At 62.7% G+C, this 23,497-nt stretch carries 26 protein-coding genes; 4 read left to right on the top strand and 22 right to left on the bottom strand.

All coding sequences use genetic code 11. The features are described from left to right. Positions 1-118: 118 nt before the first annotated feature. From W930_RS0116720 to W930_RS0116685, 8 genes are all read right to left on the bottom strand, one after another. The gene (locus tag W930_RS0116720) at positions 119-703 is read right to left on the bottom strand and encodes a S26 family signal peptidase (protein ID WP_028731139.1); all 585 of its coding nucleotides are present in this window, start codon (positions 701-703) and stop codon (positions 119-121) included. Next, on the bottom strand, positions 700-1,257 hold the full coding sequence (locus W930_RS0116715) for a DUF2840 domain-containing protein (RefSeq protein WP_028731138.1): 558 nt from the start codon (positions 1,255-1,257) through the stop codon (positions 700-702). The genes W930_RS0116720 and W930_RS0116715 overlap by 4 nt, the downstream gene beginning before the upstream one ends. Beyond that, entirely contained in the window at positions 1,254-1,517 is a 264-nt protein-coding gene (locus tag W930_RS0116710) for a hypothetical protein (protein WP_036656038.1), read from the bottom strand. The genes W930_RS0116715 and W930_RS0116710 overlap by 4 nt, the downstream gene beginning before the upstream one ends. Further along, a complete protein-coding gene (gene parA / locus W930_RS0116705; protein WP_028731136.1) occupies positions 1,514-2,152 on the bottom strand; it encodes a ParA family partition ATPase in 639 nt (212 codons plus the stop codon). Before parA ends, W930_RS0116710 begins: the two co-directional genes overlap by 4 nt. 241 nt (positions 2,153-2,393) lie before the next feature. Further along, positions 2,394-3,239, bottom strand: a complete 846-nt coding sequence (locus tag W930_RS0116700) for a replication initiator protein A (RefSeq protein WP_036656036.1) — start codon at positions 3,237-3,239, stop codon at positions 2,394-2,396. Between the two features lie 26 nt (positions 3,240-3,265). Then, the gene (locus W930_RS0116695; RefSeq protein WP_023873389.1) at positions 3,266-3,550 is read right to left on the bottom strand and encodes an AlpA family transcriptional regulator; all 285 of its coding nucleotides are present in this window, start codon (positions 3,548-3,550) and stop codon (positions 3,266-3,268) included. 111 nt (positions 3,551-3,661) lie between these two features. Further along, positions 3,662-4,429, bottom strand: coding sequence for a DUF2285 domain-containing protein (locus W930_RS0116690; protein ID WP_028731134.1), 768 nt, complete (start codon positions 4,427-4,429; stop codon positions 3,662-3,664). A gap of 346 nt (positions 4,430-4,775) precedes the next feature. Beyond that, positions 4,776-5,123: a DUF2958 domain-containing protein gene (locus tag W930_RS0116685; protein ID WP_028731133.1), complete on the bottom strand. Its 348-nt coding sequence runs from the start codon at positions 5,121-5,123 to the stop codon at positions 4,776-4,778. Positions 5,124-5,380: 257 nt separating this feature from the next. Between W930_RS0116685 and W930_RS0116680 the strand changes: the two genes are divergently transcribed. Continuing rightward, a complete protein-coding gene (locus W930_RS0116680; RefSeq protein ID WP_028731132.1) occupies positions 5,381-5,671 on the top strand; it encodes a helix-turn-helix domain-containing protein in 291 nt (96 codons plus the stop codon). A 327-nt stretch (positions 5,672-5,998) separates the two neighbouring features. Here the strand turns inward: W930_RS0116680 and W930_RS0116675 are convergent, their stop codons facing one another. The 4 genes from W930_RS0116675 to W930_RS0116660 all read right to left on the bottom strand — a co-directional run bounded on the left by W930_RS0116675 (position 5,999) and on the right by W930_RS0116660 (position 10,341). Beyond that, a complete protein-coding gene (locus W930_RS0116675; RefSeq protein WP_028731131.1) occupies positions 5,999-6,313 on the bottom strand; it encodes a DUF736 domain-containing protein in 315 nt (104 codons plus the stop codon). Between the two features lie 775 nt (positions 6,314-7,088). After that, positions 7,089-7,298: a hypothetical protein gene (locus W930_RS0116670; protein ID WP_028731130.1), complete on the bottom strand. Its 210-nt coding sequence runs from the start codon at positions 7,296-7,298 to the stop codon at positions 7,089-7,091. Between the two features lie 63 nt (positions 7,299-7,361). Beyond that, positions 7,362-9,422: a ParB/RepB/Spo0J family partition protein gene (locus W930_RS0116665; RefSeq protein WP_028731129.1), complete on the bottom strand. Its 2,061-nt coding sequence runs from the start codon at positions 9,420-9,422 to the stop codon at positions 7,362-7,364. Between the two features lie 88 nt (positions 9,423-9,510). Next, complete coding sequence (locus tag W930_RS0116660; RefSeq protein WP_028731128.1) at positions 9,511-10,341, bottom strand: DUF932 domain-containing protein; 831 nt, start codon at positions 10,339-10,341, stop codon at positions 9,511-9,513. A gap of 581 nt (positions 10,342-10,922) precedes the next feature. On the opposite strand from W930_RS0116660, the gene W930_RS30165 reads away from it, so the two are divergent. Further along, entirely contained in the window at positions 10,923-11,807 is an 885-nt protein-coding gene (locus W930_RS30165) for a hypothetical protein (RefSeq protein ID WP_152552661.1), read from the top strand. Positions 11,808-11,854: 47 nt separating this feature from the next. Here the strand turns inward: W930_RS30165 and W930_RS0116650 are convergent, their stop codons facing one another. The 10 genes from W930_RS0116650 to garD all read right to left on the bottom strand — a co-directional run bounded on the left by W930_RS0116650 (position 11,855) and on the right by garD (position 20,875). Next, positions 11,855-12,196: a DUF2958 domain-containing protein gene (locus tag W930_RS0116650; protein ID WP_028731126.1), complete on the bottom strand. Its 342-nt coding sequence runs from the start codon at positions 12,194-12,196 to the stop codon at positions 11,855-11,857. Positions 12,197-12,442: 246 nt separating this feature from the next. After that, positions 12,443-12,952, bottom strand: a complete 510-nt coding sequence (radC, locus tag W930_RS0116645) for a DNA repair protein RadC (protein WP_028731125.1) — start codon at positions 12,950-12,952, stop codon at positions 12,443-12,445. 411 nt (positions 12,953-13,363) lie between these two features. Next, positions 13,364-13,666 carry a DNA-binding transcriptional regulator gene (locus tag W930_RS0116640; protein WP_028731124.1) on the bottom strand — a complete coding sequence of 101 codons (303 nt, stop codon included), beginning with the start codon at positions 13,664-13,666 and terminating at the stop codon, positions 13,364-13,366. 45 nt (positions 13,667-13,711) lie between these two features. Continuing rightward, positions 13,712-15,508 (bottom strand): DUF2326 domain-containing protein, encoded by a 1,797-nt coding sequence (locus W930_RS0116635; RefSeq protein ID WP_028731123.1) that lies wholly within the window; start codon positions 15,506-15,508, stop codon positions 13,712-13,714. Further along, on the bottom strand, positions 15,495-15,695 hold the full coding sequence (locus W930_RS0116630) for an ABC-three component system middle component 8 (RefSeq protein ID WP_235195551.1): 201 nt from the start codon (positions 15,693-15,695) through the stop codon (positions 15,495-15,497). The genes W930_RS0116635 and W930_RS0116630 overlap by 14 nt, the downstream gene beginning before the upstream one ends. A gap of 16 nt (positions 15,696-15,711) precedes the next feature. Beyond that, the gene (locus W930_RS0116625; protein ID WP_028731121.1) at positions 15,712-16,692 is read right to left on the bottom strand and encodes an ABC-three component system protein; all 981 of its coding nucleotides are present in this window, start codon (positions 16,690-16,692) and stop codon (positions 15,712-15,714) included. A gap of 30 nt (positions 16,693-16,722) precedes the next feature. Then, a complete protein-coding gene (locus W930_RS0116620) occupies positions 16,723-17,043 on the bottom strand; it encodes a helix-turn-helix domain-containing protein (RefSeq protein WP_028731120.1) in 321 nt (106 codons plus the stop codon). Then, positions 17,043-17,405: a type II toxin-antitoxin system RelE/ParE family toxin gene (locus tag W930_RS0116615; protein ID WP_028731119.1), complete on the bottom strand. Its 363-nt coding sequence runs from the start codon at positions 17,403-17,405 to the stop codon at positions 17,043-17,045. Before W930_RS0116615 ends, W930_RS0116620 begins: the two co-directional genes overlap by 1 nt. 79 nt (positions 17,406-17,484) lie before the next feature. Next, entirely contained in the window at positions 17,485-18,840 is a 1,356-nt protein-coding gene (locus W930_RS0116610) for a site-specific integrase (RefSeq protein ID WP_028731118.1), read from the bottom strand. A gap of 463 nt (positions 18,841-19,303) precedes the next feature. After that, complete coding sequence (gene garD / locus W930_RS0116605; protein WP_023873373.1) at positions 19,304-20,875, bottom strand: galactarate dehydratase; 1,572 nt, start codon at positions 20,873-20,875, stop codon at positions 19,304-19,306. Between the two features lie 290 nt (positions 20,876-21,165). Between garD and W930_RS0116600 the strand changes: the two genes are divergently transcribed. Together W930_RS0116600 and W930_RS27800 are read left to right on the top strand one after the other, a co-directional pair. After that, positions 21,166-22,518, top strand: a complete 1,353-nt coding sequence (locus W930_RS0116600; RefSeq protein WP_023873372.1) for an MFS transporter — start codon at positions 21,166-21,168, stop codon at positions 22,516-22,518. A 601-nt stretch (positions 22,519-23,119) separates the two neighbouring features. Beyond that, positions 23,120-23,374: a hypothetical protein gene (locus W930_RS27800; RefSeq protein ID WP_025249657.1), complete on the top strand. Its 255-nt coding sequence runs from the start codon at positions 23,120-23,122 to the stop codon at positions 23,372-23,374. The last annotated feature ends 123 nt before the right edge of the window (positions 23,375-23,497 follow it).

Raw genomic sequence — 23,497 nt, 5'->3', positions numbered from 1 at the left:
GCAGGATGTTGCGCGAGGCGCGGCGCGAATGCGCCCGCGCTGCACGCGTAACGACACGGCAGCAGCAGCGAGAACGACATGCCCGATGGCACGCCAAAGCGCAGCGAATCGGCGGCCATCATGGGCGTGTCTCCAGCCAAACAGGATGCGCAACGCCGATCACGGCGGACGCGCTGACCGGCCCGAAGTACCGGCTGTCGAACGAGGCCGGATTCGTCACGCTCAACAGGAACAGTTCACCCGATTCGAGACGGCGGCAAAGCTGCAAGGATGGCAGCGTCCGGCCCAGCCGGTCGGCGGACAGCACGGCGGCCGAAGGCACGCCGTCGATGCGTACCTGACCCGCGACGATGCAAACGTGTTGCGACGCGACCGCGCCCACACGTTTGAGCAGCGGAACGCGGATCGGGAGGTAGCCGCGCTGCGCAGCGAGCGCGGCAGCGTCGGCAGGCAATCGGGTCAGGACGATGCTGCCGACCGGCAGCGAGGCAACCCGATGGTCGAGCGGCTGCACGCGATACCAGCCGACCGCCACGCTGTCGGACGGGTTGTAGATCAGGCGCGGCAGCGGCTGCACGAACGCCGCCCAGGCCAGCGCAGCGAGGCCGGCGGCGGTGAAGCCCGCCAGCACGATGCGAGCGCGCAAACCTGCGCGGGGCGAGCGAGGATGCGGCGCGGGGCCGGTCGTGGAAAGCGTGGTCATGGGAATGTCCTCCCGGCCAGCCAGGCGGCGTGCCGCTCGGCGGTGTATTCGGGCAGCGGCAGGTGGGCCGCCAGGCGGTTGGCGAGCGTGCGCCAGTACGCGGGCGACACGTCGATGGCGGCGATACCCTGCGCGTCGATACCGTCGATGCGTTCCAGCACGGCGCGCACCGCGTTCTCGCCTTCGGCGTGCAGCAGCAGGCGTGCGCCGGGCCGCACGCCGGGGATGCGCTGCACGGCATCGAGCGGCGTGGCCGCCTGCATCACCATGAGCTGCCAGCGCACGGTGCCGTAGTCGTTGGCCTGCCAGCGGATGCGGCAGAACATCGAACCGGGCAGGAACACCGCGCAGCGCCACCAGCGGTCGAGCCGCAACGTGCGCGCCGGCTCGCCGAAGCGCAGGTAGAGCTTGAATTTCGGCTCGATGTAGGCGAGCGATACGCGGGTCAGCGGCACGTTGCCGGCTTGACCGGCGAGTGCCGAAAGCGCAGGCGGCGGCGCAGCAGCCGGTGCAGCCGTCGCCGCGTGAGCGGCAGGCAAGGCGGATGCGTTCATGGCAGGTTCTTCGGGCGCTTGTCGGGAAACTCCCGCTCCAGCAGGCCGCGCAGCAGTTCGGCCACGGTCGTGCCTCGCGTGAAGGCCGACACCTTGATGCGGGCCCGCATGGCGGGCGTAATGTCGAGCGTCAGGCGGGCCGTGTAGCGGTCGCCTTTGTTGAGTGCATCGGCGTTGCCCTGGCGAATCCACGCCTCGGCGTGCGGATTCGCGGGCGGACGTGCGCCGATGCCGACGCGCTTGCTGCGTGGGCTGCTCATATCGGCCACCGCAGCAGTTCATCGGTGAGCGCGGCAATCTCGCGTGCGGCGGCGCTGTCGGGCGCGGTTTCGCGGGCGAGCCGGCCAGCGGCTACGCTGTCGGCGAAGACGATGCGTTGGTGGATCTCCGAGCGCAGCGCGGGCAACGGCTGTTCGGCCAGCGATTGCCGCGCTTCCCTGCCGATGATGGTGGTGCTGACGCGCCGATTGATGACGAAGGCCGCTGCTAGCTGCGGCCGGAATACCTGCGCCTCGCGGATCAGCGAAACCATCTCGGCGCTGGCCCACACGTCATAGGGGCTGGGCTGCACCGGGATCAGCACGCGCTCGGCCGCCAGCAGCGCGGAGCGCGCCAGGGCGGCGATGCGCGGTGGGCCGTCGATGATGACGTGATCGGCACGGCGGGCCAGTTCCGGCGCTTCCTGATGCAGCGTCTCGCGGGCCAGGCCCACGGCGCTGAACAGACGGGGAAGGCCCTGCTGGCCACGCCGCTGCGTCCAGTCGAGCGAGGAACCCTGTGGGTCGGCATCCAGCAGGATGACGTGCAGGCCGCGCATTGCCAGCTCGCCGGCGATGTGCGTGGCGAGCGTGGTCTTGCCGACGCCGCCTTTCTGGTTGAGAAACGCGAAGATCATGGCGCGGCCCTCCCTGTTAGAAAGCCGGCCTGGCCGTGCCGTTTCGTGGTTGTCCACCGAAACGGCGCGCTTCTACTAAAAGTTATGTATTTCTTGTTAGGTAAGTTAGATGGAACGCAAACCCGCGCCGTTATTGGCTTTGCGGCGTTTTCGCACTCCTGATAGCACGAGGATCGTACTCCTGATAGCACGATACCCTGTACTCCTGATAGCACGAGGCTACGCACAGGTTTTCCCGCAGTTATCCCCGTGCCGTATGCAGCACGGGCCGGAAGGTCAGCAGTTCCGTTGCATCGTCCGGCATCCGCTCGATACCGAGGATGTAGCCGGGCAAGGACTGTCGCGCCACCAGGGCGCGCAGGTCGTAGGCGAAGTCCGAGAAACGGGCCGCGCTGCCCGATTTGCGGTACAGGTGCCGGAAGTCGAACTGCCAGCCGTGCTCCTGCCGCCCGCCGTGCTTGCGCACCAGGCGGTACAGCCACCGCTCGATGCCGCCTTTGAGCCGGAAATACGCGGGGTCGATGGTCAGCACCAGGGCGGCGTCGAGCACGCCGGCATAGAACCAGTCCGGCAGGATCAGCTCGATGCCGAGCGGCGTGCCGCTGGCATCGGCCAGTTCCTTCCATTCGTTGATCCACGAGAAGCGATGCAATCGCCTTCCCGTGGTTTCGCGGATGGACGTGGCCACCGTGGTCGATTGCAGCCGGTCGAGCGCGGCTTTGAGGCGCTGGTAGTCGTGAAGCGACGTGCCGCGCCCGATGAAGCGCAGCACTTCGTAAGGCGTGGCCCGTATCCAGCGCGACGGCCGCAGGCCCGCGTCGCGCGCCTCCACGATCTGCGAGGCGGCCCATATCAGCACGTCGGCATCCCATATCGTTGCGATGCCGTGCTCCTGCGTACCCTCCACGCGGATGGTGATGTTCCCGCTGCGGAAATCGATTGGCGTGATACGCCGCGACTTGGCGAGGGAGAAGAACGGAAAGGCCATCAAGTCCTGGCTGTCGCGTGGCGCCATGTCGCCCGGCAGCGCACGGAACAGGTCGAGCTGTTCGCGCTGCGGCAAGGCTTGCCCTGGCGGGCTGGACATGGCGAAGGCCACCCACGCGCCGGCGATCAGCGGCCATCACGGTAGTCGCCCGCGTGGCGTTCGGCGTACTCGGGATCGGACGTGGCCTCGTAGCTGCGCTGGTCGGCCCAGGCATCGAGGTCGGACACCGCGTACATGACGCGGCGGCCGAACTTGCGGAACTTCGGGCCGCCGCCGATCACGCGCTGCTTCTCCAGCGTGCGAGGCGAAAGGCGCAGATAGTCGGCGGCTTCGTCGTTGGTCAGGTAGCGTTGAGGCTGCGCGGGCGCAGCGACAGCAGCGGCGGCAGGCCGCAAAGGAGCGGGTCGCATGGGATGTACCTCCATCAAGCCCGACCACACCACGTGGCCGGATAGAGGCACTTTCAAGAAAGTAGGGATTCTTGCTAAGGGACGTTCTCCAAGGGACGCGAAATGTCCCCCCTAGTGCAACGGTGGCAGAAGCTGTGCCAGACGGCGGTAGCCGCCGCGCATCAGCGTATTGCCCCGGCGCACCAGTCGCCGCACGCGGGCACGCAAGGCGCTGTCTTTGTGCCAGTCGGCCACGACAGCATCAGTGCCGAACAGTCCTTCGGCCACCACGCGCAAGGACGCGCCCGCCAAGGTCGCGTCGAGCGCCTGCAAAGTGTGCATTTCCAACAGCGAGGCAGACGTGGGCCGGGAGCGGACCGCCGCTGTAGGCGCGGTCACGGTCGCGGCCGACAGTGCATCCAGCTCGGCCGCGACCGTGCGATAGCGCGCGCAGAGCGTGGCGCAGGCGCGGGTCGCGTAGAGGTAGGCCATGCCGTCTTCCAAGCCTGGCGCGAGCGCGAGCCGCAGGCAGCAGCCGGGCCAGTGCGACACCAGCACCAGGCGCTTGCCGTCGTGGATCAGTTGCTTGCGGCCAGGAACGCGCCAGAACTCGAAGGCATCGGCTTCGGGAGGCGGGTCGGCATCGGGGTAAAGCTGCACCACGGCATCGTGGTCGGGGAACCAGGCCGGATGCGCGTCACGCGCATCCAGGGCCGGGTCTTCCAGCAGGCGCAGGCCCCAAGCCTGTGCCGCGTCCGACCGGCGGCGACGGCGTAGCCAGTCGCGGCGGTAATCGGGATTTCGGCGCAGGTACTCCCACGCCAGCGCAGGCCCGTCGAGATGCAGCGCGTAGAGATACGAGGCAGTCGGATACCAATGTGCGGCGCTCGGCTCGGCCATGACGCAACCTCCTGTCGATCAGCAGGAACGTCGCCACGGATTCCGCAGTGCGGGAGCTATCGAAACGCCATCAACTCGTCATCGAAATCAGGGCAAGCTGTAACTACTGGTGTCAAGACCAATTCGCTCCGGGGCATTGCTGAAATCGTCTGAATGCGACGGCTACGCCGCTCGAAAATGGCGCGCAGCACCGGACACCGTGCCGCAGCCTGCGCTCGGCATCATGACCGTTTTCAGCAGAAGCGCATCGTCTTGGCGCAAGAATGCAAATTCAGACCTGCACGGTCTTGAGTAAGACTGAAATAGTCACAATGCGCCCTTGTAGGCCGGGCTACGCCCATCCTCATCAGTCCGTGATGGAGCCGTTTCCCTGTGCCAGCCGGACATACTCCGACAGCGGGCACACCGCCTGAAAGTACCGGTCCCGCCGCACAGGCAATTTGCGTGGCCCGACGATGCTGGCCAGGTCGGAGAGTTTCACCGTCCCCAGCGCCGGCATCCCGATACCCAGGTCGATCAATCCCCATGCCGTATCGCCATCGGCGGGATCGAGCGCGGCCAGCAGCCAGGTCGCGTGCGCGTCTGGGGTGAAAAGTCGCACCACGGGCAGCGGGTCGGTGTCCTGATCGGCAGCGCGGGCCTGACCGTGGGCCAGCAGCCGTGCCCGGTCTTCCTCGGTGACAAGCGGGGTCATGACCGCGCTCCTTCCACGAATGCACGGAACCGCCGAAGCGTCTTTGTACCTGCGAACGGATGCACATAGGCGCAAGCGCACGAATCCGCAGAAACGTAGAAACAAGAAAGTGCATTGGTGGAAGTCAGGAAAGACACGGATGCGGTTCCCTGGATTTGAGGAAATCCGCAGATGCGGATTTCTGCAAAAGAACAAAAGCGGTTAATGAGTTAAAGATAACGTGGTTTTAATTGTCTCTGGATTCGACGCTTCTGTCTATGCAGAAGCGAACCGTCCAGCCCGGCCGACCGGCCGGCGCCACCACTTTCGATGCCGAACTGGCCCAAGCCTTCGGCACGGCGGTGCGCGCGTTGCGAACGGAACGTGGCATTGCTCAGGAATCGCTGGCGAATCTGGCCGGGGTTGAGCGTTCCCACATGGGCAAGATCGAGCGTGGCGAGCACATGCCTACGCTGGCGATCGTCTTCAAGATCGCCCATGCGCTCGAATGCAGTTCGGCCGTACTGATGTCCGAAACGGAAAGCCTGCTCGGGAAGCGTCGCGAGTAGGCGTGCGGTTGCCGCACCTTGGGTTTCCTGGCAAGCGGAGCGCGCAGCGCCGTATGCGCGAAGGCGTGAGGGATTGAAGCCGAATGGCCGTGACGGCGAAGTCGGCACGGGGTGAAGCCCGAAAGCCCGGCGGCGCTTACCGCGCCGGCACGCCCTCTTGGATTTGCCTCGACGAGCGCAAAATCCGCCAACCATGGCGACTGCCATACCGGAGCTGGAAACGATCAAGCAAAAGCTGAGGCCGATGGTCTTGCGCTGCCGTGCGTTCGGTGCTGCGATCAGCAGCACCGCGCCCCGCCGCAATGGGCGGGGCGCGGTGGGCGGCCGTCAGGCCGCCTTGGGCTTGTTGCGCGACCAGATCAGGTCGTGCGTGCCGTTCTCGCCTTCGATCAGGCGGGCATAGACCGTTGCCGGGAACGAAGGATCGTCCAGGGTCACGGACACATAGGGGCGTCCGGCCTCGCTGGTTTTCTTCCACGCTGCGCCAATGTCGTAGCCAGCCGCTTGCAGGCGGAAGTCGGGGGCGTTCTCGGTGTCGCCCTTGTCGTTGGGAACCAGCTTGGCCTTGACGTTGAGCGTCAGGGTGCGGAGCTGGCCGGTGTAGCCGTCTTTGTCTGCGGTGAAGGTGCCGATGTTAGCCATGATGATTTCTCCTTTCGGGTTGAACAGGGTCGCGCCAGTGCGTCCTTGTTGTGATCCGTCCGGCGGGGGATGGGCGGGTCGCACCGCGCAGCGGTCGCAGCAACGCGGAGAACCTGGAAGCGAAAAGAATTTGTCCCGCGAGGAATGCGCGTAGCGCAGGGGAAATTGTTTTCGCCGGAAGGTTGCGGCCATGAAGCCCAAGGCGCAGCCGCGCCACCGCCAGGATTCACAACAAGACAAGGACGTACAGGCCGACCGCTCCCGAAAGGAGATATGGCCGACTCGGCATCCCCGCCCAAAGGCTTCATCGGCTTGCGCCCTGACGCGGCCAGGTCAATGCCCCAATGACAAGGCAAGAGCGCCCCTGCCGCAACTCGCGGCCACATGCTTGAGGCGTGGCATGGAAGCTCCATATCGAGGCTGGGCGGTGTGTCGGTGAGCCGTCCTTCGTGACGGACAGGCAACGAACTGCCAGCGTCGAGGACGGCACGCTTTCGTGCAACCTGCCGCAGCAAGCCGGGGCGTAGCCCCACAAGCCCCGCCCATTGCGGCGGGGCGCTATCCGGCTCATCGCGGCGCGTAGCGCCGCCGCATGGCGAGCCTTGGCCGTTCCTCGTGCGCAAGGCCCTTATGCGCGACCCTTTCGCCGCCTGCCCGAAGGCGGCGAAAGGGCGTTTTGGTTTTGGGCATTGAAACCGGGCGCGGCCACCGCCGCGCCCGGATTTTTGGCATTCCCCGCGTCCAAGACGGAACGGCTTGGGCGCGGGGCTGCTCGTTATTCCTTGGTTTCGATAATCCACCACACGGCACGCGGCAAGGCGCGGCCCGTGATGGGGTGCAAATCGGTCAGGTCGGCGCGGGCTGTCCAGCCGCGAGGCGGACGATAGCCGCGCACGTCGCCATCGCCATGCCAGCGGCGGGCGCGTACCGTGCCGGGGGCATAGGTCGCCACCATGCGGGGGCGGCTCGTGGTGATCGGGTTCATGGGGGGGGCCTTGGACGGCGAAGCGCCCCGGCCGGAACCGGGGCGCTTATCTACGGTGCAGGGTCACGCGGCCAATGCCTCGGCCTGTGGCTGCTCATCCGCCACGGTGGCGGTTTCCGGTTCTTCGGCATCCGTCGCCGCGTCCTGCTGCGGGCCTTCGATGCGGAACACGGCGGGCATCCAGCCGGTGCCATCGGCCAGCCGTTCGGCTTCGCTGGCAATGTCGCCCTTCTTCAATTTCGCCAGCCGGGTGACGTGCGCCGGGGCGTACTGGTTCACGGCGTCCAGAATTGCGGCCTTGGGCACATGCCGGAAATACCCCTCGGCGGTGGGTTTCCACCATGCCGCCATGTCCAACCCCACGGCCTGCGCCAGTTCCGCGCCCGGTTGCTGCGCCGTGGAGCGGGGCGTCACCACGTCCACCGTGGACGCCACGCAGACGGCCAGCAGCCGCACCAGTTCGTCTTGCGACTTCGCCAGCAGCCCGGCGAACAGTTCGGCGCTGTCCTCCGGCAAGGCAACGCCCGCCACCTGCTGCAACTCGCGCAGCGCCACGGCGGCGGCAGATTCCGACACATCCGGGGCCATGCCTTCCAGCCGGTCTTGCAGTTTCAGGCTCACGCCCAGCGGCAAATCGTGGCCGTAGTGGTGTTCCTGCAAGACGGTCTGCACCATGCCATGCACCAGTGCGGCCAGCGCGATATGCGGATAGCGGGCCACCTCGATTTGCAGCGCGGCGGTGCGGTGGGCGCTCAACCGCTGCGCCAGCCGGTCGGACATGGCGGCGGTCTTGGGCGGGTCGTCGTCCTCGCCTTCGTCGTCGTTGTCGGCTTCGCCTTCGCTGCCGAAACCCTGCCGCAGCCGTTCCAACGTGCGCAGCGCCTTGGCTTCCGCTTCGCGCAGCAGCCCGCGATGAATCACGGCCTGCCCGTCGCGGTCGATGGTGATGATGGCACCGGCTGCGGCCTTCACGTTGGCGGCATAGTCCAGCAAGCGATCTTCCAGCACCTGCAACTGCTCGCCCAGGCGTTCGCCTTCTTCCTGCAAGGCATCGGCCTTTTCCTCGTCGTCGGCGTCCAGTGCGGCATCCACGGCTTCGGCCACTTCCTGCATCTTGGCTTGCAGCTTCTCGATGCGCTGCGCGTCGCGCTTGTTCGGGCTGCGGCGTTCCCTCGGCGCACGCTGGAAGGCTTGCAGGTCGGCATGGGTCATGCCCGGCGTGGCATCCACCCAGGGCCAACCCTCGGCCTTCACCTCGGCGGCGATGCCTGCCAGCTTGTCTTGCGCCAGCCGTTCCAGCAGCGCGGCATCGGTCAGGTACACGCCGGTTTCGCCTTCGGCGAACAGGTCGCGGCGGATGCCGCCGCCTGCCTGCTGATAGCCGTCCAGCCCGACAAAGCGCACCAGCGGATGCCGGTATGCGTCGATCTCCCGTTCGGTGAGTCGGTCACGCAACGCGGACGGCTGGCGCTGCCACGTCGGCGCATCGTAGAAGGCGCTTTCCTGCGCGGCGTGGTCGTCGGTGATGGCCAGCGCCATCAACTGATCGAGCGTGACGGCTTCGGCGCGGTAGTCGGCCAGCAGGCGGGGCGAGACGTTGGCGAGTTTCAAACGGCGTTGCACCACCAGCGGGGAAACGCTGAAATCCGCCGCTATGTCCTCGATGGGTCGGCCCTCGGCCACCAGCGCGGCGAATGCCTCGAACTGGTCGGCGGGGTGCATGGCTTCGCGCTGCACGTTCTCGGTGAGGCTGGCCGTGCGGGCGGTGCCATCGGCCACCAGCAGGCAAGGCACCTCCCATTCCTTGCTGATACGGTGCTTTTTCGCCAGCAGCTTCAAGGCAGCGAGGCGACGGCCACCAGCCACGACTTCGTAATGCTCGCCATCGGCGGCGGCAATGACGATCAGGTTTTGCAGCAGGCCCACGCGGGCGATGCTGGCGGCGAGTTCGGGGATGGACATGCGCGGGGTCTTGCGCACGTTGCGGCCCGTGGGGCGCGACACCAGCCGCGACAGCGGCACCAGAATCAGGTTCTTGGTCGGGTCGGCGGCTTCCAGCGGGATAGCGGCGGCGGTATGGATGGCGCGGGCTTCGGTTTGGTGAATTTGGGTATTGGCGTTCATGGTGAGACTCCTATCGGTTCAGGGATGCAGCAGCGAAGAAAGCGGCAAGGGCTGCTGCCTGCCCCTGCCGGGTTGAAAAACAGGGGATTCAGGCTTTCAACTGGCGCAGGCCATCGGCCAGCATCCAGAGGGCGCGATTGAGGCGAACATCGGAATCAATGCCCTGCACCGGGCGGGTTTGCTGGCGGCGACCGTTGGCGCTGCGCCCCTGCAATCCGCCTTTGGTCAAGTTTTCTTGGGTGCGGTTGAACACGCTCCACAAGTCCGGGCGGCGGTCGTCGAACCGGCGCGGCATCAGGATTTGCGATTCGGTGATGGGCGCGGGCTTGTTGTCGGCGGGGTCGTACTTGAGGGCCAGCGCGGCGCGGGCGAACACTTCGGCTTCGCCTTCGTCCAGCGTGATAGTGCGCATGGCATCGCGGGAATCCTTCACCCGGTCGAAGCCGCGCAAGACTTCGTAAGCGCCTTCGATGACATGCCCTGAAACGTCGCCTTTGTGGGGGACGCGCACGTCGGCCACCGTATCGCCACAGACAAGGCCATTGCTGCACACGAAACGGAACATACCGGCCAGCATCTGATAGCTGCTCGTACCGTCGTGCGAGTTCAGCAGAATGATTTCGTTGGCCTCGCGCCCGTTGATCTGGCTGGCGTGGCGCAAGCGCAGCATGTGTTTGGTGTGTTCGCGCTTGCCTTCATCGCGCACGCGGGTTTGGCACGCCATAAACGGCTGAAACCCTTCCTTGCGCAGTTCGGTCAGTACGGCGGCGGTGGGGATATAGGCGTAACGCTCGGAACGGCTTTCGTGCGGGGCATCCGCGAAAATGGATGGGGCCACGCGGTGGATCTGGTCATCGGACAGCGGGGCATCGCTGCGAATCGAGGGGGAGCGCGAAGCGAAACGGGAAGCGAGTTGCATGGTCTTTCTCCTGACAAAGAAGGGTTTGGTTTTCACCGCACACCGGATTCCAAGATTCGGAGCCCAGCCTTTCTGCTGTTCTGTGCGGTCGACACGAGGAACCCGGTTGGCCTCGTTGCCACCGTCTTTCCTGAGTTCATCGCCCGCGACGGTCAGGAGCGCGCGGACGGGGGCCGTCAAGGAGAAAAGCGCAGGGTTGGTGCGGCCCGCAGGCGCAGCCGAGGACACGGCCCTGCGCGCCTTGATGGCACACGGGAGCGGGCTACAGTCGCGGACAAGGTGATGAAGTCAGGGAAAGACGGCTGGACAGGCAACGGCCAGCTTCGATGTGCCGACTGCACGCAAGCGAAGCGCGCAGGCCCGGAGCTGGAAGCCGGGCCGTAGGCGTCAGGGATGTGCAAGGCTGGCGAATGCCAGTCCCGTCAGGGATGAGCGAAAAGCGAACCTGGAGCAGCGCGACCCGGTCATGCCTTTCGACCGGGAGACGCCCTATGGCGCTTTATGTGTCGTCCAATAGAATTGGCTGTTTCTATGTCTTTTAGTCAGCCGCCTGTTTTCCAGGCATAAGTCAGGGGTTTCGGATGGTCGAATTTACGGACAGCGACATCCTTAAGTTGGATGAACGCTTCGCCCAGGAAGGCATCCCGTTTCATGCTCGCCCATTTCGTGCAGCGATGGAAATTCTTGGAAAACAGTTTTCCATCGGGTTTTTCGGTAACCCCCAGGTACGCGAAATCGAACGTGCATACGCGCGATTGATTCCTGAAGTCGAGTTCACTTGGCCCGGCATGGGGACGGGCTTGGCCGCATCGGTTGATCGTGTCAGGAAGGTAACTATTGGCGTTGCCTATGGAACCCAAAGTATTAGCGTCGATAAGGGGCTGGGTTTTTTAAATCATCAGGAATGGGCCACCTGGTGTCGCAATGACCGCAGGATTGCAGAAAGATCGGCATTTGCTGTTGCTGACATGCACGACCTCGTATATGGCATTGATCGAGCAGATCAACATACGAATGCACGGATATTTTGGGGACTTGCAGCCGAACAACTTAAGCTAACGGCTGAAAGTCTTTCCCAGTCTGGTTCTATTGGCAGCGCAATTCTTCAACCTATCTGCCTAGCTGCCGAATTGGCTATGAAAGGCACGCTATTGCATCTTGGCGTGCCAGAGAAAGATCTGAAAAACCCCAAATTATTCGGACATGATTTGGTTAAGCTTGGCCAAAAAATGACCCAAGAGAGCAGCCATAGGGATGACGCTTTGCTCTTGCCCGCGCTGAGCAAGTTTCCTGACTATGTTGGTGATCGCTACAGGGAAACCCAACTGACTCGGCTGGACGTTATTACCTTAGCCTTGGACGCGCAGTTTGCCGCGGCTGCCGCTGTAAGGCGCATCTCCGGCGAGGATATGGCAAATCAGATAGAAACCGCAGGACCAGGCCCACGCAGCCAATTTTTCCCATGACTAAGCGTAAGCCGGCGCGCCGCCCGCAGGACGGCGCGCGGGTCCGATCACACGACGATCTGCCCGGCCCGCCGTGCATCGCGCGCGTAGACACTCAAGCGTTTCTCCGCTCGGAAGTGCAAATCGCGCTCGACCGGCAGGCCGAGGCGTCCGCGCACGGTCGCCAGCTCCTGCAAGCTAACCCAGCCGAGTTCGGGTTCGCCCAGGCCCAGGTCGCACAAGCCGAAAGCGTGATCGTCCGGGTCGATCTCGGTCAGCAGCCAGGTCGCGTCGGCGTCCGGCGTGAACAGTTTGACCACGGGGGCGGGATCGAAGCCCTCGTTCTGGAGGGATTCGCGGCCGTTGGCCAGCAGCAGAAAGCGTTGTTCGTCAGTGATGAATGCGCACATGGCGGTATCTCCGGTTGCACGGGCGGAATTGCCCGGAACCGTCGCCAGCACGGCGCAGCGCAGCCGTCAGGGGGCAAGGACGGCCGCCAGGCCGCCAGCGTGCAAGGCACGCGCAGCCCTTGATCGGCGAGAACGACGTGGTACGGTGAAAGGGCAGCAAGACCGCCCCCACACCTCACCAACAGTAAATAGACTCGATTGTGTTTCGGCATCGAGCGCAGAAAAAAGGGGCCGAAGCCCCTTGAATCAAAGCAGGCCACGCTCGGCAAACGACGTTGTGGTGCTGCCGGCGACGATGATGTGATCGAGCACGCGCACGTCCACCAGACCCAGTGCCTGCTTGAGCTGCGTAGTAACCGCCTGGTCGGCCACGCTCGGTTCCGGCGCACCGCTCGGATGATTGTGCGAGAGGATTACCGCCGCCGCGTTGTGCCGCAGGGCTTCCTTGACGACTTCGCGCGGATGCACCGACGTGCTGTCAATCGTGCCACGAAACATCTCCGTGTATTCGATCAGCCGATGGCGCGCATCGAGAAACAGCACAGCGAAGACTTCGTACTCGAAACCGGCGAGCTTGGTGCGCAGATACGTCTTGACCGTCGCTGGCGCATCGAAGTGTGTACCGCGTTGCATCTTCTGGTCGATGACCTGACGTGCAGCTTCCAGAATGGCGTCGCCCGACGCCGGATGGTAGCGGCCGCGCGAGTCACGCACCATCAGAGGGGAATCGAACGAGGAAAAGGACAGTTGCGACATGATCGTGCTCCGGTTGCTCGGGCGGAATTGCCCGGAACCGTGGCCAGCACGGCGCAGCGCAAGCTGTCACAAGGTCGAAGACGGCCGCAGGACGCAAGCGCGCCCAGCGCGCGCCGCCTGTGACAGCGAGAACGACGTGATACGGTGAAGGGAACAGCAAGACCGCCCACACCCTCTCAACAGCAGACAGCCCCGCCGTTGGCAAGCGCAGCGCGCAGGCCCACGAGGGTCGAAGGCGTCAGGGATCAAAGCCGGATGGCCGCAACTCGGCATGAGGTGCGGGGCGCAAGCCCGCGAGCCCGACGGCGGCACGCCGGGACGCACAGATGCTTGTGAGAGGGAGGAAATTGCGTGGAATGGTCGTATCGGTGATATGACCACCTGGACGGCCTGGTTGCCGTCTGCGAAGCATCAGAGGATGGCGTGCAAGCCCTTGTCCGCAATGATATTGAGCAGTTTGAGCGCCGGGCCGGCAGGATGGGTGACGCCTTGCTCCCACTTGCTCACCGTAGAGGCCGTGGTGTGCAAGTGAAGCGCGAACAGCGGCTGGCTGAATTTCAAGGTTTCGCGCAGACGCTTGATGTCGGCGGCACCAAACTCCCGTACCGGCGGCGGACAGATGGCGTCGAACTCGCGCATTGTCACTTTGCCGATAACGCCAGCTTGATGGAGCGCGGCCAAGTCACTACGCAGTGATTCCATTATCTTTCTCACGACGCCCCTCCGGAAACCCGCCTGACCTCAATGAATCGGGGAAAGCTACCAACCCTTCATCCTGAAAAGTCGCCCGTGATCCCCTTCGTCGTGCAGCGTGACGACAATTTCATCGGCCGTGAAGACTGGCTCTGCTTCTTCCGCACGCACGGGTAGATCCGAGTCGATGAGCGTAATCACCGGCTGCAACCCCAAGTCTGCATAACGGCGCACCACTGCCAGCAGGTTTTCTTTTTTGCGGTCATCCAGCGACTCCAGCACGCCGTCATGATAGACAAAGCGCGGGAATTTTTCGGTCAGGTGCGCCCGCAGCACAGCCATATCGAAGGCAACGCACAACAGCTTGCGATAGGTATGTCCGAGGTCAGCACTGGTGGCATTGCCCGCCCCATCGAGGATTTCCGCCTTGAATTCCAGATGACCTTCTTTATTGGGCGCCACACTCAGCAGCGCCTTGCGATCAATGACTTCTTCAACAATCTCGCTGAAGAAAATCCGGATCGTAGAGAACAAACTTTTCTGGTCGGCGTTTTGCTTCTCTACATCAGCCTCGATCTGCGCCTGCAAATGGCCGCGTTCGTCCGTCAAAGATCGAATCTCGGCGCGTAACTCCTGGAGGCGATGCAAATGGCCACGCTGTTGCTCTAGCGACGTTATAGCGGCGCGCAGCGTCACCATCTCATCCGAGAGTTGTCTGTACTTGTTGAAAACATCCGTATTGCTCAAAAATGAGAGCATTTCTGAACGCTTCTTCCCCAATGCATTCAACTCAGCATTGACCCGTTTCAATTCGCCCTCAATCTCAGCGAATTCCTCCTGGAGATAGCCACGGCGCTCATCCGTGATTGCCCGGTTGAAGGCAATCAACTGCTGGAAATCCTTTTTGATCTGCCCCTGGAACAGCACGCCGACCTCACCAAACAGCCGCTGCGCTTCATCGGGACTGAACAGGATTTGATCCTCCTGCAACGATGCCTGGATCTTTTTTCTATTCTGGCTTAAGGAATAACGTTCAGCGTTCAGCGAGGCAATGCGTTCATCGACCTCATCAACCACCTGCTTGGTGCGATCCTTGTCTTGCGCCCGGAAGTCGAAAGCATCCAGCAACACTTGCTTCTTTTCGGCATCCTTCTGCTTGAGCAGGAGAAGGCCTTCAATTTTGCTGATGTCCTCGACGGAGCCACCCAGTTCGTTCTTGATGGTTTGCGCCGTTTCCTGCTTTTTTACCAGCTCTTGCTCTTTCGCATAGTGGTCGGTAATCAGCTTGGCATCAAATCCCAACAGGTGGGCCAGGAACGGTTTCCAGTCGGCGTGCTTGGAAGCAAATTTCCGTAGCTGGAATACCTCTCGAAAATCTTCTTGCGAACGCAGCAGGTAACCCAGCGCTTTACGGTATGACCACGGCTTGAGTGCCCGCCAGTCGAGCAGGCCATCGAGCAGCTCACGCGCACGCTCGAAAGGGACGTCTTGATGATCCCACCCGGTGAGTGGCAGCGCAGACAAATCCTGATGGCCGGCCTCATGCCGCTTGAAGGCAATCTTCGTCGCGTCCTCGACGCTGCGCCTGATCGTGACGAAAGCACCATCTTCCAGCTCGATTTCAAGGAAGAAAACGAACTTTTCAAATAGTTCATAGTGCTTGAACAGGAAGAATCTTGGATCTTTACCCGACAGAAAACCGAAGTCGAGAAGGCGTCCGAGCGTAGTCTTCCCGAGATTGTGAGTGTCCTTGTTCCGATTTTCCGGCAGGCGGATTTCCGCCATGACGACATTCAGCCCGGAAACAAAGTCCACGGGCTCGAAGATGTCCGGTTTGTTGGAATAGAGTTTAGACAGCTTCATTTGGCCCCACGTATTCCACAGCGTCCGTTTTGGGGCGGTATTCAACCAGGCCCATCAGATAGAGAAAGTTGAGCGCGGGCAGAAAAAGCACATCGCCACCCACGACGTTCTTCTTCGCGAACTTCCGCAAGACATCGTATTCATCGACGCGCCGGTCCTTCAGCCGCGACAGGAGCAGCAGAGACACATTGATAACAGTGCGATCAGGGTGCGAGTGTTTGGTCGGCCGCAGCATCCCCCACCTCCCCAATGTCGCAGTTCCAGTACATATAGAAAAGAACAGCCCGCGTCAGTCGCTTATGCGCATGCTGCCGAAGCACCGGATCGCGATTGCATAGCAGATCGACCAAATACTCCATGACCTGATCGAAGGTTTGATAGTCCTTGCGCTTGGCGATGATTTTGAGCTGAAATTCATCGACGATGGACTCGTACATGTGCAGCAGTTCGATATTTTCCGGTGCGGCCAGGAAAGTACGAATTTGCGCAGTTTCCTTCAGGTACTTGCGCCGCTGCGCCTTGGCATACTCCGCCGTCATGTTGTTGAGCGCATTCTTCTGTTCGTAGGTCACACGTGCCGTCGGCGGATCATCGAGCAATGCCGTCAACCCATCCTTTTGACGAGCAAGCGCCTCGACAACCTCGGCGAGATCATCGGGGCTGACGATCAGCGGGGAGTCCACCGCGTCGAGCTTCGCCGCCTGAGCCACCTCCGGAAAGTGCTTGAGCAACAGTTCCAGTTGCTCCAAACCACAGAGATAAATCGACTCGACAGGAATGCCGCATTGAGCCGCGATGTGACCACGGATCTCGGTTTCAGCGTTACCAGTCAGCCGGCGATTCGCAAACAGCATGTAGTGATCGAGCTGGCTGGCCTCACGCAGCTTCTTGATGCGCGGCACCTCCTTGCCGACTACCGTGCTGTTACTCGACGCGCTGTAGAAGTCCAGTTCCGAAAAGCTGCGGTTATACCCGTTGGTATGCTTGGCCTGAACGATGACTGTACCCACCCACGGGGCGGCTTTGCTGGGGTGCAATTCCGCTGTACCGACGAATTTGGCATCGCGCCCGCCGTCCGGTCCCTTCGCGAATCCCTGAGTCGCGATGCCCAGCAAGCGATAGCACAAGAGCACAACCAGCACCTCGAACTGGTCGTCGCTCAGATCCTCATAGGCAAACTTCATTCTTCCCATCCCCTCAATGGCACCGGCGCATTACGCAGCTACCGTGATGCCGTGCTCATGTGCTTGCCGCGCAGGACGCACCACGATTTCAACATGCTGGTCTAGCGACACCAGCGCCTGCATCAGCCGCTCCAGCGAAATATTCTGAAGTTTATAGCGGCGTACTTGCGATACCTTGGGTTGAGTCATACCCGTAATCACTGCCGTTTCGGTCTGGTTTAAACCGCGCTGGTCGATCAGCTCGTTGAGCTTGAGCGCCAAAGCTGCCTTCGCCGTGAGTTCTTCGGCGTCTTCAAAACCAAGATCGGCCAGCACGTTATCGGTGCCTTTGGGGGGGGCGATATGAGCCATCACGTTCTCCCGCTCGTCCCGTAGCGGGCGAGCACTGCTTTCAGTCGCTTCTCGACTAGCACTACGTCCGGCTGCGGCGTCGCGATGCCGGACTTGGATTTCTTCTGGAACGCATGAAGTACGTGCACCGCGTCACCGAGCCGCACGGTATAGACCGCCCGGAAGGTGTCGCCCCGGTGGTCGTCCGCCAGTTCGTACACACCAGAACCCAGCCCCTTCCACGGTTTGGCTGAATCCGGCATGCCGCCCAACTGGACGACGAACAGTGCCACCCCCATGTCCTTCTGCACGTCGATCGGGAACGCCTTGAAGTCCTTTTTCGAGGACCCCTCCCAATACAGCAGCTTACGCTTCTGCGCCATAATTATATCTGTTCAGATATGAAACACAAGCATCATCCGAATTGTCGCGACACTGTCGCGACAATTCGGGGAGGCCCGCTCAGGGAATAATCGGCTCCGACACGCCGGGCTTGGACTCGTCCGTAGCGCGCTTGGTGCCAGGCGGTACGGCGCGCTTCGGGCTCTTACGATGGCGGTAGGGCCGGTAGTTGCCCTGACTGGTGCGAGTCTTCTCGCCCTCCGCGCTGGCGGATGCCGTCGCAGGCGACGCAGCCGACGCCCGGCTGTCGATGGTGTCCCGCCGCAGATTGGCGACCTTTTCCGCCGCCGCCCGGATCGGGTCGTCCTCCGTATGCACATAGCTCATGAACTGCGTGACGGTCTTGTGGGCGGTCAATGCCATGCCGACCTTGACGGGAACGCCGGAATTGGCGATGTCGGTGGCCGCGCGATGGCGGATGCCATGCGTGCCGACGTGCGGCACCTGAGCCCGCTCCAGGATGCGTTTCCAGGAGTTGTAGTAGGTGCCTTCGGGCAGCGGTTCATCGCTGTCGAAGATCGCCGGACACACGTAAGGGGAATCGTTGATGCGCGACGCATTGGACAGCAGCTTGTAGGCCACCTCGCTCATCGGCTTGGAAATGTCGCCGGTCTTGCTGTCCGGCCAGACCACACGGCGATTCTCGAAATCGACCCAGGCCCATTCGAGCGAGCGGATCTCCGACATGCGTGCCGAGAACTCGAATTGCAGGCGGATCGCCAGCGTTAGGGTTGGATGTTCCAGCCCTTCAGCATCCGCCCGGTCAAGATAGGCGTAGAGGCGCGCCAGCTCGTCGTTGACGATATACCGCGTCACGCCATCTTCCCGGTACTTGGGGACGTGACGGCACGGGTTGGAGCCATCGGGCCGATAGCCCCACACCTCGGCCATGTTGAGCATCTTGCGCAGGCAGGCCAGGATGCGGTTGGCCGTGACACCGATATGCGCCTTATCCCGCATCAGCGTCGTGATGTCCGCACGGGTGAGGTCAGGCACCTTCATCTTGCCCAGCGCCGGGATGATGTGCCGGTCGATGTAGCCTTGGTAGGTATCGACCGTGCGAGGCTTGTTGCGCGGCTTCGAGTATTCCTCGATGAACTGGCCGCACAACTCCTTGACCGTGGGTGCCATGCGCGCAGCCAGCTTGGCGGCGCTGGGGTCGTTGCCCTTGCGCACATCGGCCAGCCAGTCCTGCGCGATCGAGCGGGCCTGTTCGACGGTCAACTCGCCGAATTGTCCGATCTTCGGCTTGCGACGCTCGCCCCAGTTCGTCCGGTACTGGAGCATGAAGACCTTGCGGCCGTGGGCAGTGACTTTGCAGAGGAATCCGGGGACAATAGTGTCCCGCAGTTCGTAGTCTGCACCGGTGACTTGGGCCGCATCGACAGCGGATTTTGTGAGCTTGATCTTAGCCATGACGCCTCCTAGTTCGGGATCGAACGCAGGAACCAGCCAGGAGCCACGGCATCGGAAAGTGTGCCGCAATCGGTCTGGTCAAGGCGTAAGGTTAGACGGGACTAATCCCTTGGGAAACCAAGCGCAGCAAGGCTTAGCGGGTTCCAGCGTAGTCTCATGCTATTCGTCACGATCAATCTCAAAATCCCCCGCCGCAAGGCGTGCCGGTTCGATTCCGGCCCTGGGCACCACAACAGCCTTATCTCGCAAGACTTCCCGCAGGTCATCCCTCTTCGCGCCGATGGTCCGCCTATCCGTCGCGACATGGGCAGGTTTTTACCCGGTCATTCACCGATTCCCACGGCCATCGGATCTTCCCCGAACGGAATCCCGCCCCGACGCGCCGGGCAACACGCGGGTGACGCATCCGTCCCGCCGCCCTAGGCGGCTCACGAACCGCGCCCCGCGCGCAGCACCCCAGGCATCAGGTCACAGGGGCCGGATTGAAAAGCACCAGGGCATTGTGCAGTTTCAACTTTTCCGCCGCCGTCTGCTTCTCGCCACTCGCGACGGCAAGCATCGTTCGGAAGAGCTGCCAGCCCACCTCCTCGATCGTGGCCGCACCCGTCGCAATCGTGCCGGCATCGATGTCCATCAGGTCGTGCCAACGACGCGCCAGGTCCGAGCGCGTCGCGACTTTGATGACGGGCACTTCGGCGAGACTGTACGGCGTGCCTCGCCCGGTCGTGAAGACGTGCAGATTGATGCCCGCGGCAACTTGCAGCGTGCCGCAAATGAAATCGCTCGCCGGTGTCGCCGCGTAGATCAACCCCTTCTGCCTTGCCTTTTCGCCCGGCGAAAGTACGCCTGAGATCGCCGCGCTTCCTGACTTGACGATGGACCCCATCGCCTTCTCCACGATGTTGGAGAGCCCACCCTTCTTGTTACCGGGCGTGGTGTTGGCGCTGCGGTCGGCGCCACCCCGCTTGAGATAGTTGTCGTACCAATCCATCTCGCGGATGATGGCCGCAGCGACTTCCGGCGTTGCCGCACGCCCCGTGAGCTGCCCCACGCCGTCACGCACCTCCGTGACTTCCGAGAACATCACCGTGGCCCCCGCCCGCACCAGAAGATCCGAGGCAAAGCCCACCGCAGGGTTGGCAGTGAGTCCGGAGAACGCATCGCTGCCGCCACACTGCACGCCGACGACCAGATCGGACGCGGGACAGGTCTCCCGCCGCCGACGATTCAACCGCGTCAAGTGCCCTTCGGCCGTTCGCATGATCGATTGAATCATCGACTCGAAGCCCACATGCGACTCGTCCTGCAACACGACCACGTCGCCGTTGTCGACACCAGATTCGCCGCCCGGCGCCGAAACGCTCGAGATGGGAATGGTGCCCGCCGGCATGAGGCGCTCCGGTTGCAGCTTTTCGCAGCCCAGGCTCACCATCATCACCTCGCCACCGAAGTTCGGGTTCAGCGCAATATTGCGCACCGTACGGATGGGCACCATGGCGTCGGGTGCGTCGATGGCCACGCCACATCCATAGGTGTGACCAAGACCGACGACATCGTCGACATTCGGAAATTTCGGCAGCAACTCGCGCTTGATACGCGCCACGGCATGCTCGACGACATCCGCGACGCATTGCACCGTCGTCGTGATAGCGAGGATATTGCGCGTACCCACCGATCCGTCGGCGTTCCGATACCCCTGGAACGTGAAATTCTCGAGCGGCGGCATCTCCGGCGCGGGAATCGTCGCCATCGGCAGGTCGTCCAGCGCGGGAGGCGTCGGCATGCGAATGACATGCTCATTGACCCAGCTTCCTCTGGGTAATGCCTTCGTCGCGTAGCCGATGACGACGTTGTACCGGATAACCTCGTCACCCTCGGCCAGATCCCGCAACGCGACTTTGTGCCCCTGCGGCACTCGCTCGAGAAGCGTCAACCCATCCGCGAACGTCGCCCCTTCCCCCAGCCCCCCGTCATTCACAACAATCGCAACGTTGTCATTGGGATGCACACGTATATATAGCGGAGCCAATTCCATTTGCTTCTTCCTCTCCGGGCCATAGCCCAACCACCTAAAAGTTACATCATCATACAACGTATGACCTGTTTTCTCATACGCGTTAACCCTCTAACAATGACGTTTTATGGTACTTGACGTTGCGATTCGATCAATCACGTTGTACGATGACGTATAAGAAATAAATCGATGCATCGAAAGAAGCTCGGCGGTCGACAAGCGCCGCTTGAGGAGACGGGCGAGGCGCGCCCGATCCCCCCCTCGGGAACAGGAATCGTCGCCTCGCAGGCAAGCAATAGAGGAAGAACGTCATGGCAATCGGCCGAACCGTGAGCGCCGCGCACGCGCTCAAACGCACCAACGTCCGCTACATCATCCTGGCACTCGTTTTTTTCATCACGACCCTGAACTACGCCGACCGCGCCACGCTTTCGGTCACCGGCTCGGCGATGCGCGGTGAGTTTGGTTTCGACGCGATCGAGATGGGGTACATCTTCTCCGCGTTCAGTTGGTCGTATGTCCTGTGTCAGGTTCCGGCCGGATGGCTGCTGGACCGCTTCGGCGCTCGCCGCGTCTACGCCGCAAGTATTTTGCTTTGGTCGCTCTTCACGCTCCTGCAAAGCACCATCGGATGGACCGGCAGCGCGGCGGCGGCCGTCACGGGCCTGTTCATCCTGCGCTTTGCCATGGGCGCGGCGGAAGCCCCCGCATTCCCTGCAAACGCCAAGGTCGTCGCGAGTTGGTTCCCCGCCAGGGAACGGGGTACCGCGTCAGCCATCTTCAACTCGGCGCAATACTTTGCCGCCGTCGTATTCACCCCTCTGATGGCGTGGATCACGCACGCGTTCGGCTGGCATGAAGTGTATGTCGTGATGGGAGTCGTCGGCCTTGTCCTGTCGGGCGTGTGGCTCAGGTTCATGAAGCACCCTGCCGACCATCCGGGCGTCAGCCCACGCGAGCTCGAATATATCGAGCAAGGTGGCGGATTCATTCGCGGCCACTCGGCGGCCGCCGCCCATGCCCCTCGCAGCAACGACAGCTGGCGCGTCGTACGCCAACTGCTGGGCAACCGCATGCTCCTGGGCGTTTATCTCGCCCAGTTCTGCATCAACGTGCTCACATACTTCTTCCTCACCTGGTTCCCCATCTATCTGGTCCAGGCACGGCACATGACCATTCTTCAGGCCGGCCTTGTCGCATCCTTGCCGGCCATCTGCGGCTTCGGTGGCGGGGTGCTCGGCGGACTCCTGTCGGACACACTCATCCGTCGCGGCCGCTCGCTCACCGTTGCCCGCAAGGTCCCCATCGTCGGCGGCATGCTGCTGTCGTGCTGCATCGTCGGGTGCAACTACGTCACCACCGACTGGATCGTCGTCGCATTGATGTCGCTCGCGTTCTTTGGCAAAGGCATCGGCGCGCTGGGCTGGGCCGTCGTCGCCGATACGTCACCGCGAGAGGCGATCGGCCTTTCCGGCTCCCTGTTCAACATGTGCGGCAACGTCGCAGGCATCGTGACACCGATCGTTATCGGGTATCTGGTCACGCGATCCGGCGGCTCCTTCAACGGCGCGCTGGCATTCGTCGGCCTGAACGCACTGTTGACGGTGTTTTGTTACCTCGTCATCGTCAAGGACATCAAGCGCGTGGCGCTTCGCCCTATCTAGTTCGTTCGATTACGAAACGCCTAAAGGGCGCATGACACGTATCGCCCCCAGCGGAGACGCCATCCACCGATAGGTCGAGTCCGAATCCGACAGCGCGTCATCCAATATCCGCACGCAGCGTGCAATTTGCCCATTGGACAAGCATGGCGCGGGTTATCCCGATACGCCTCACTCGCGAAACGCACCGGTGCTTTCGGCACGCGACGCCCATTCGGGGGATTCGGATGTTGCTGAAACTCAAGTGACTTCACTGCTGCCATGATGAAAACGCCCCCTCGATATGGCAATGGGGTTACTTCATGGAGGATCTATGAGCAGTCCGAAAGATAAAACCGGCAAGTCCCTATGCGGCGACACGAGGCCGCCGGCGACCGGCGACGAAGCGCCCCGCGCCCTCGACACACCATCCGGCGACGACGACGCAAGGAAAGCCGAAGACTCGCCCCGACGCATTTGCCCGAAATCTCGACGCGAGACGTCGAAAGCCACCGACGCAGGCGACGCGTCCGCGCCCCTGGTCGATCCACGCCGGGAGCCGGCGAAATCGGGACGGGAACCGGCAAGATATCTCGGCGCCAACCGAAAGGTGGCGCCAGCGGCCGTGCCGACCCTGAAGCTACCGAGAGCGCTGGCGCGGGAGGGCTTCGTCGTGTGGTTCCACGACCATGGCCAATACCTCGGCCTTGCATGGAACGACGCGGTATCGGAGATCGAAAAAGCCCACGTCGACGACGCGGATCACGCGATCTATTTCGACACCTTTGCCCAGGCCGCCGTCGCGTGTGAGAAGTACATCAGCCCATGCCGGGTACTGCACTCGCCCGGCCCCGGCAAGCGCCCGAGGCTCATGGGCTAGTCCGCACCCATGGTTCACGTCCGAGAGACTCGCACCCCGACGCCACACCCGCAGACGTCGCATCGCCGGCCCCGCGATCGCCCGGGCGCGGGGCGAATGCCGCATCAGGGGCCCCCGCCCTTG

The organism is Pandoraea sp. E26, from assembly GCF_000681415.1.
GTDB lineage: Bacteria > Pseudomonadota > Gammaproteobacteria > Burkholderiales > Burkholderiaceae > Pandoraea > Pandoraea pnomenusa.
Note: the sequence above shows the minus strand (reverse complement) of the source record. Positions and strands in the feature narration are given on the sequence as shown.

What these genes read in the sequence shown, in the direction of transcription:
- W930_RS0116720 (WP_028731139.1), bottom strand. Translation starts at nt 703, where the DNA reads ATGACCACGCTTTCCACGACCGGCCCCGCGCCGCATCCTCGCTCGCCC.
- W930_RS0116715 (WP_028731138.1), bottom strand. Translation starts at nt 1,257, where the DNA reads ATGAACGCATCCGCCTTGCCTGCCGCTCACGCGGCGACGGCTGCACCG.
- W930_RS0116710 (WP_036656038.1), bottom strand. Translation starts at nt 1,517, where the DNA reads ATGAGCAGCCCACGCAGCAAGCGCGTCGGCATCGGCGCACGTCCGCCC.
- parA (WP_028731136.1), bottom strand. Translation starts at nt 2,152, where the DNA reads ATGATCTTCGCGTTTCTCAACCAGAAAGGCGGCGTCGGCAAGACCACG.
- W930_RS0116700 (WP_036656036.1), bottom strand. Translation starts at nt 3,239, where the DNA reads ATGTCCAGCCCGCCAGGGCAAGCCTTGCCGCAGCGCGAACAGCTCGAC.
- W930_RS0116695 (WP_023873389.1), bottom strand. Translation starts at nt 3,550, where the DNA reads ATGCGACCCGCTCCTTTGCGGCCTGCCGCCGCTGCTGTCGCTGCGCCC.
- W930_RS0116690 (WP_028731134.1), bottom strand. Translation starts at nt 4,429, where the DNA reads ATGGCCGAGCCGAGCGCCGCACATTGGTATCCGACTGCCTCGTATCTC.
- W930_RS0116685 (WP_028731133.1), bottom strand. Translation starts at nt 5,123, where the DNA reads ATGACCCCGCTTGTCACCGAGGAAGACCGGGCACGGCTGCTGGCCCAC.
- W930_RS0116680 (WP_028731132.1), top strand. Translation starts at nt 5,381, where the DNA reads ATGCAGAAGCGAACCGTCCAGCCCGGCCGACCGGCCGGCGCCACCACT.
- W930_RS0116675 (WP_028731131.1), bottom strand. Translation starts at nt 6,313, where the DNA reads ATGGCTAACATCGGCACCTTCACCGCAGACAAAGACGGCTACACCGGC.
- W930_RS0116670 (WP_028731130.1), bottom strand. Translation starts at nt 7,298, where the DNA reads ATGAACCCGATCACCACGAGCCGCCCCCGCATGGTGGCGACCTATGCC.
- W930_RS0116665 (WP_028731129.1), bottom strand. Translation starts at nt 9,422, where the DNA reads ATGAACGCCAATACCCAAATTCACCAAACCGAAGCCCGCGCCATCCAT.
- W930_RS0116660 (WP_028731128.1), bottom strand. Translation starts at nt 10,341, where the DNA reads ATGCAACTCGCTTCCCGTTTCGCTTCGCGCTCCCCCTCGATTCGCAGC.
- W930_RS30165 (WP_152552661.1), top strand. Translation starts at nt 10,923, where the DNA reads ATGGTCGAATTTACGGACAGCGACATCCTTAAGTTGGATGAACGCTTC.
- W930_RS0116650 (WP_028731126.1), bottom strand. Translation starts at nt 12,196, where the DNA reads ATGTGCGCATTCATCACTGACGAACAACGCTTTCTGCTGCTGGCCAAC.
- radC (WP_028731125.1), bottom strand. Translation starts at nt 12,952, where the DNA reads ATGTCGCAACTGTCCTTTTCCTCGTTCGATTCCCCTCTGATGGTGCGT.
- W930_RS0116635 (WP_028731123.1), bottom strand. Translation starts at nt 15,508, where the DNA reads ATGAAGCTGTCTAAACTCTATTCCAACAAACCGGACATCTTCGAGCCC.
- W930_RS0116625 (WP_028731121.1), bottom strand. Translation starts at nt 16,692, where the DNA reads ATGAAGTTTGCCTATGAGGATCTGAGCGACGACCAGTTCGAGGTGCTG.
- W930_RS0116620 (WP_028731120.1), bottom strand. Translation starts at nt 17,043, where the DNA reads ATGGCTCATATCGCCCCCCCCAAAGGCACCGATAACGTGCTGGCCGAT.
- W930_RS0116615 (WP_028731119.1), bottom strand. Translation starts at nt 17,405, where the DNA reads ATGGCGCAGAAGCGTAAGCTGCTGTATTGGGAGGGGTCCTCGAAAAAG.
- W930_RS0116610 (WP_028731118.1), bottom strand. Translation starts at nt 18,840, where the DNA reads ATGGCTAAGATCAAGCTCACAAAATCCGCTGTCGATGCGGCCCAAGTC.
- garD (WP_023873373.1), bottom strand. Translation starts at nt 20,875, where the DNA reads ATGGAATTGGCTCCGCTATATATACGTGTGCATCCCAATGACAACGTT.
- W930_RS0116600 (WP_023873372.1), top strand. Translation starts at nt 21,166, where the DNA reads ATGGCAATCGGCCGAACCGTGAGCGCCGCGCACGCGCTCAAACGCACC.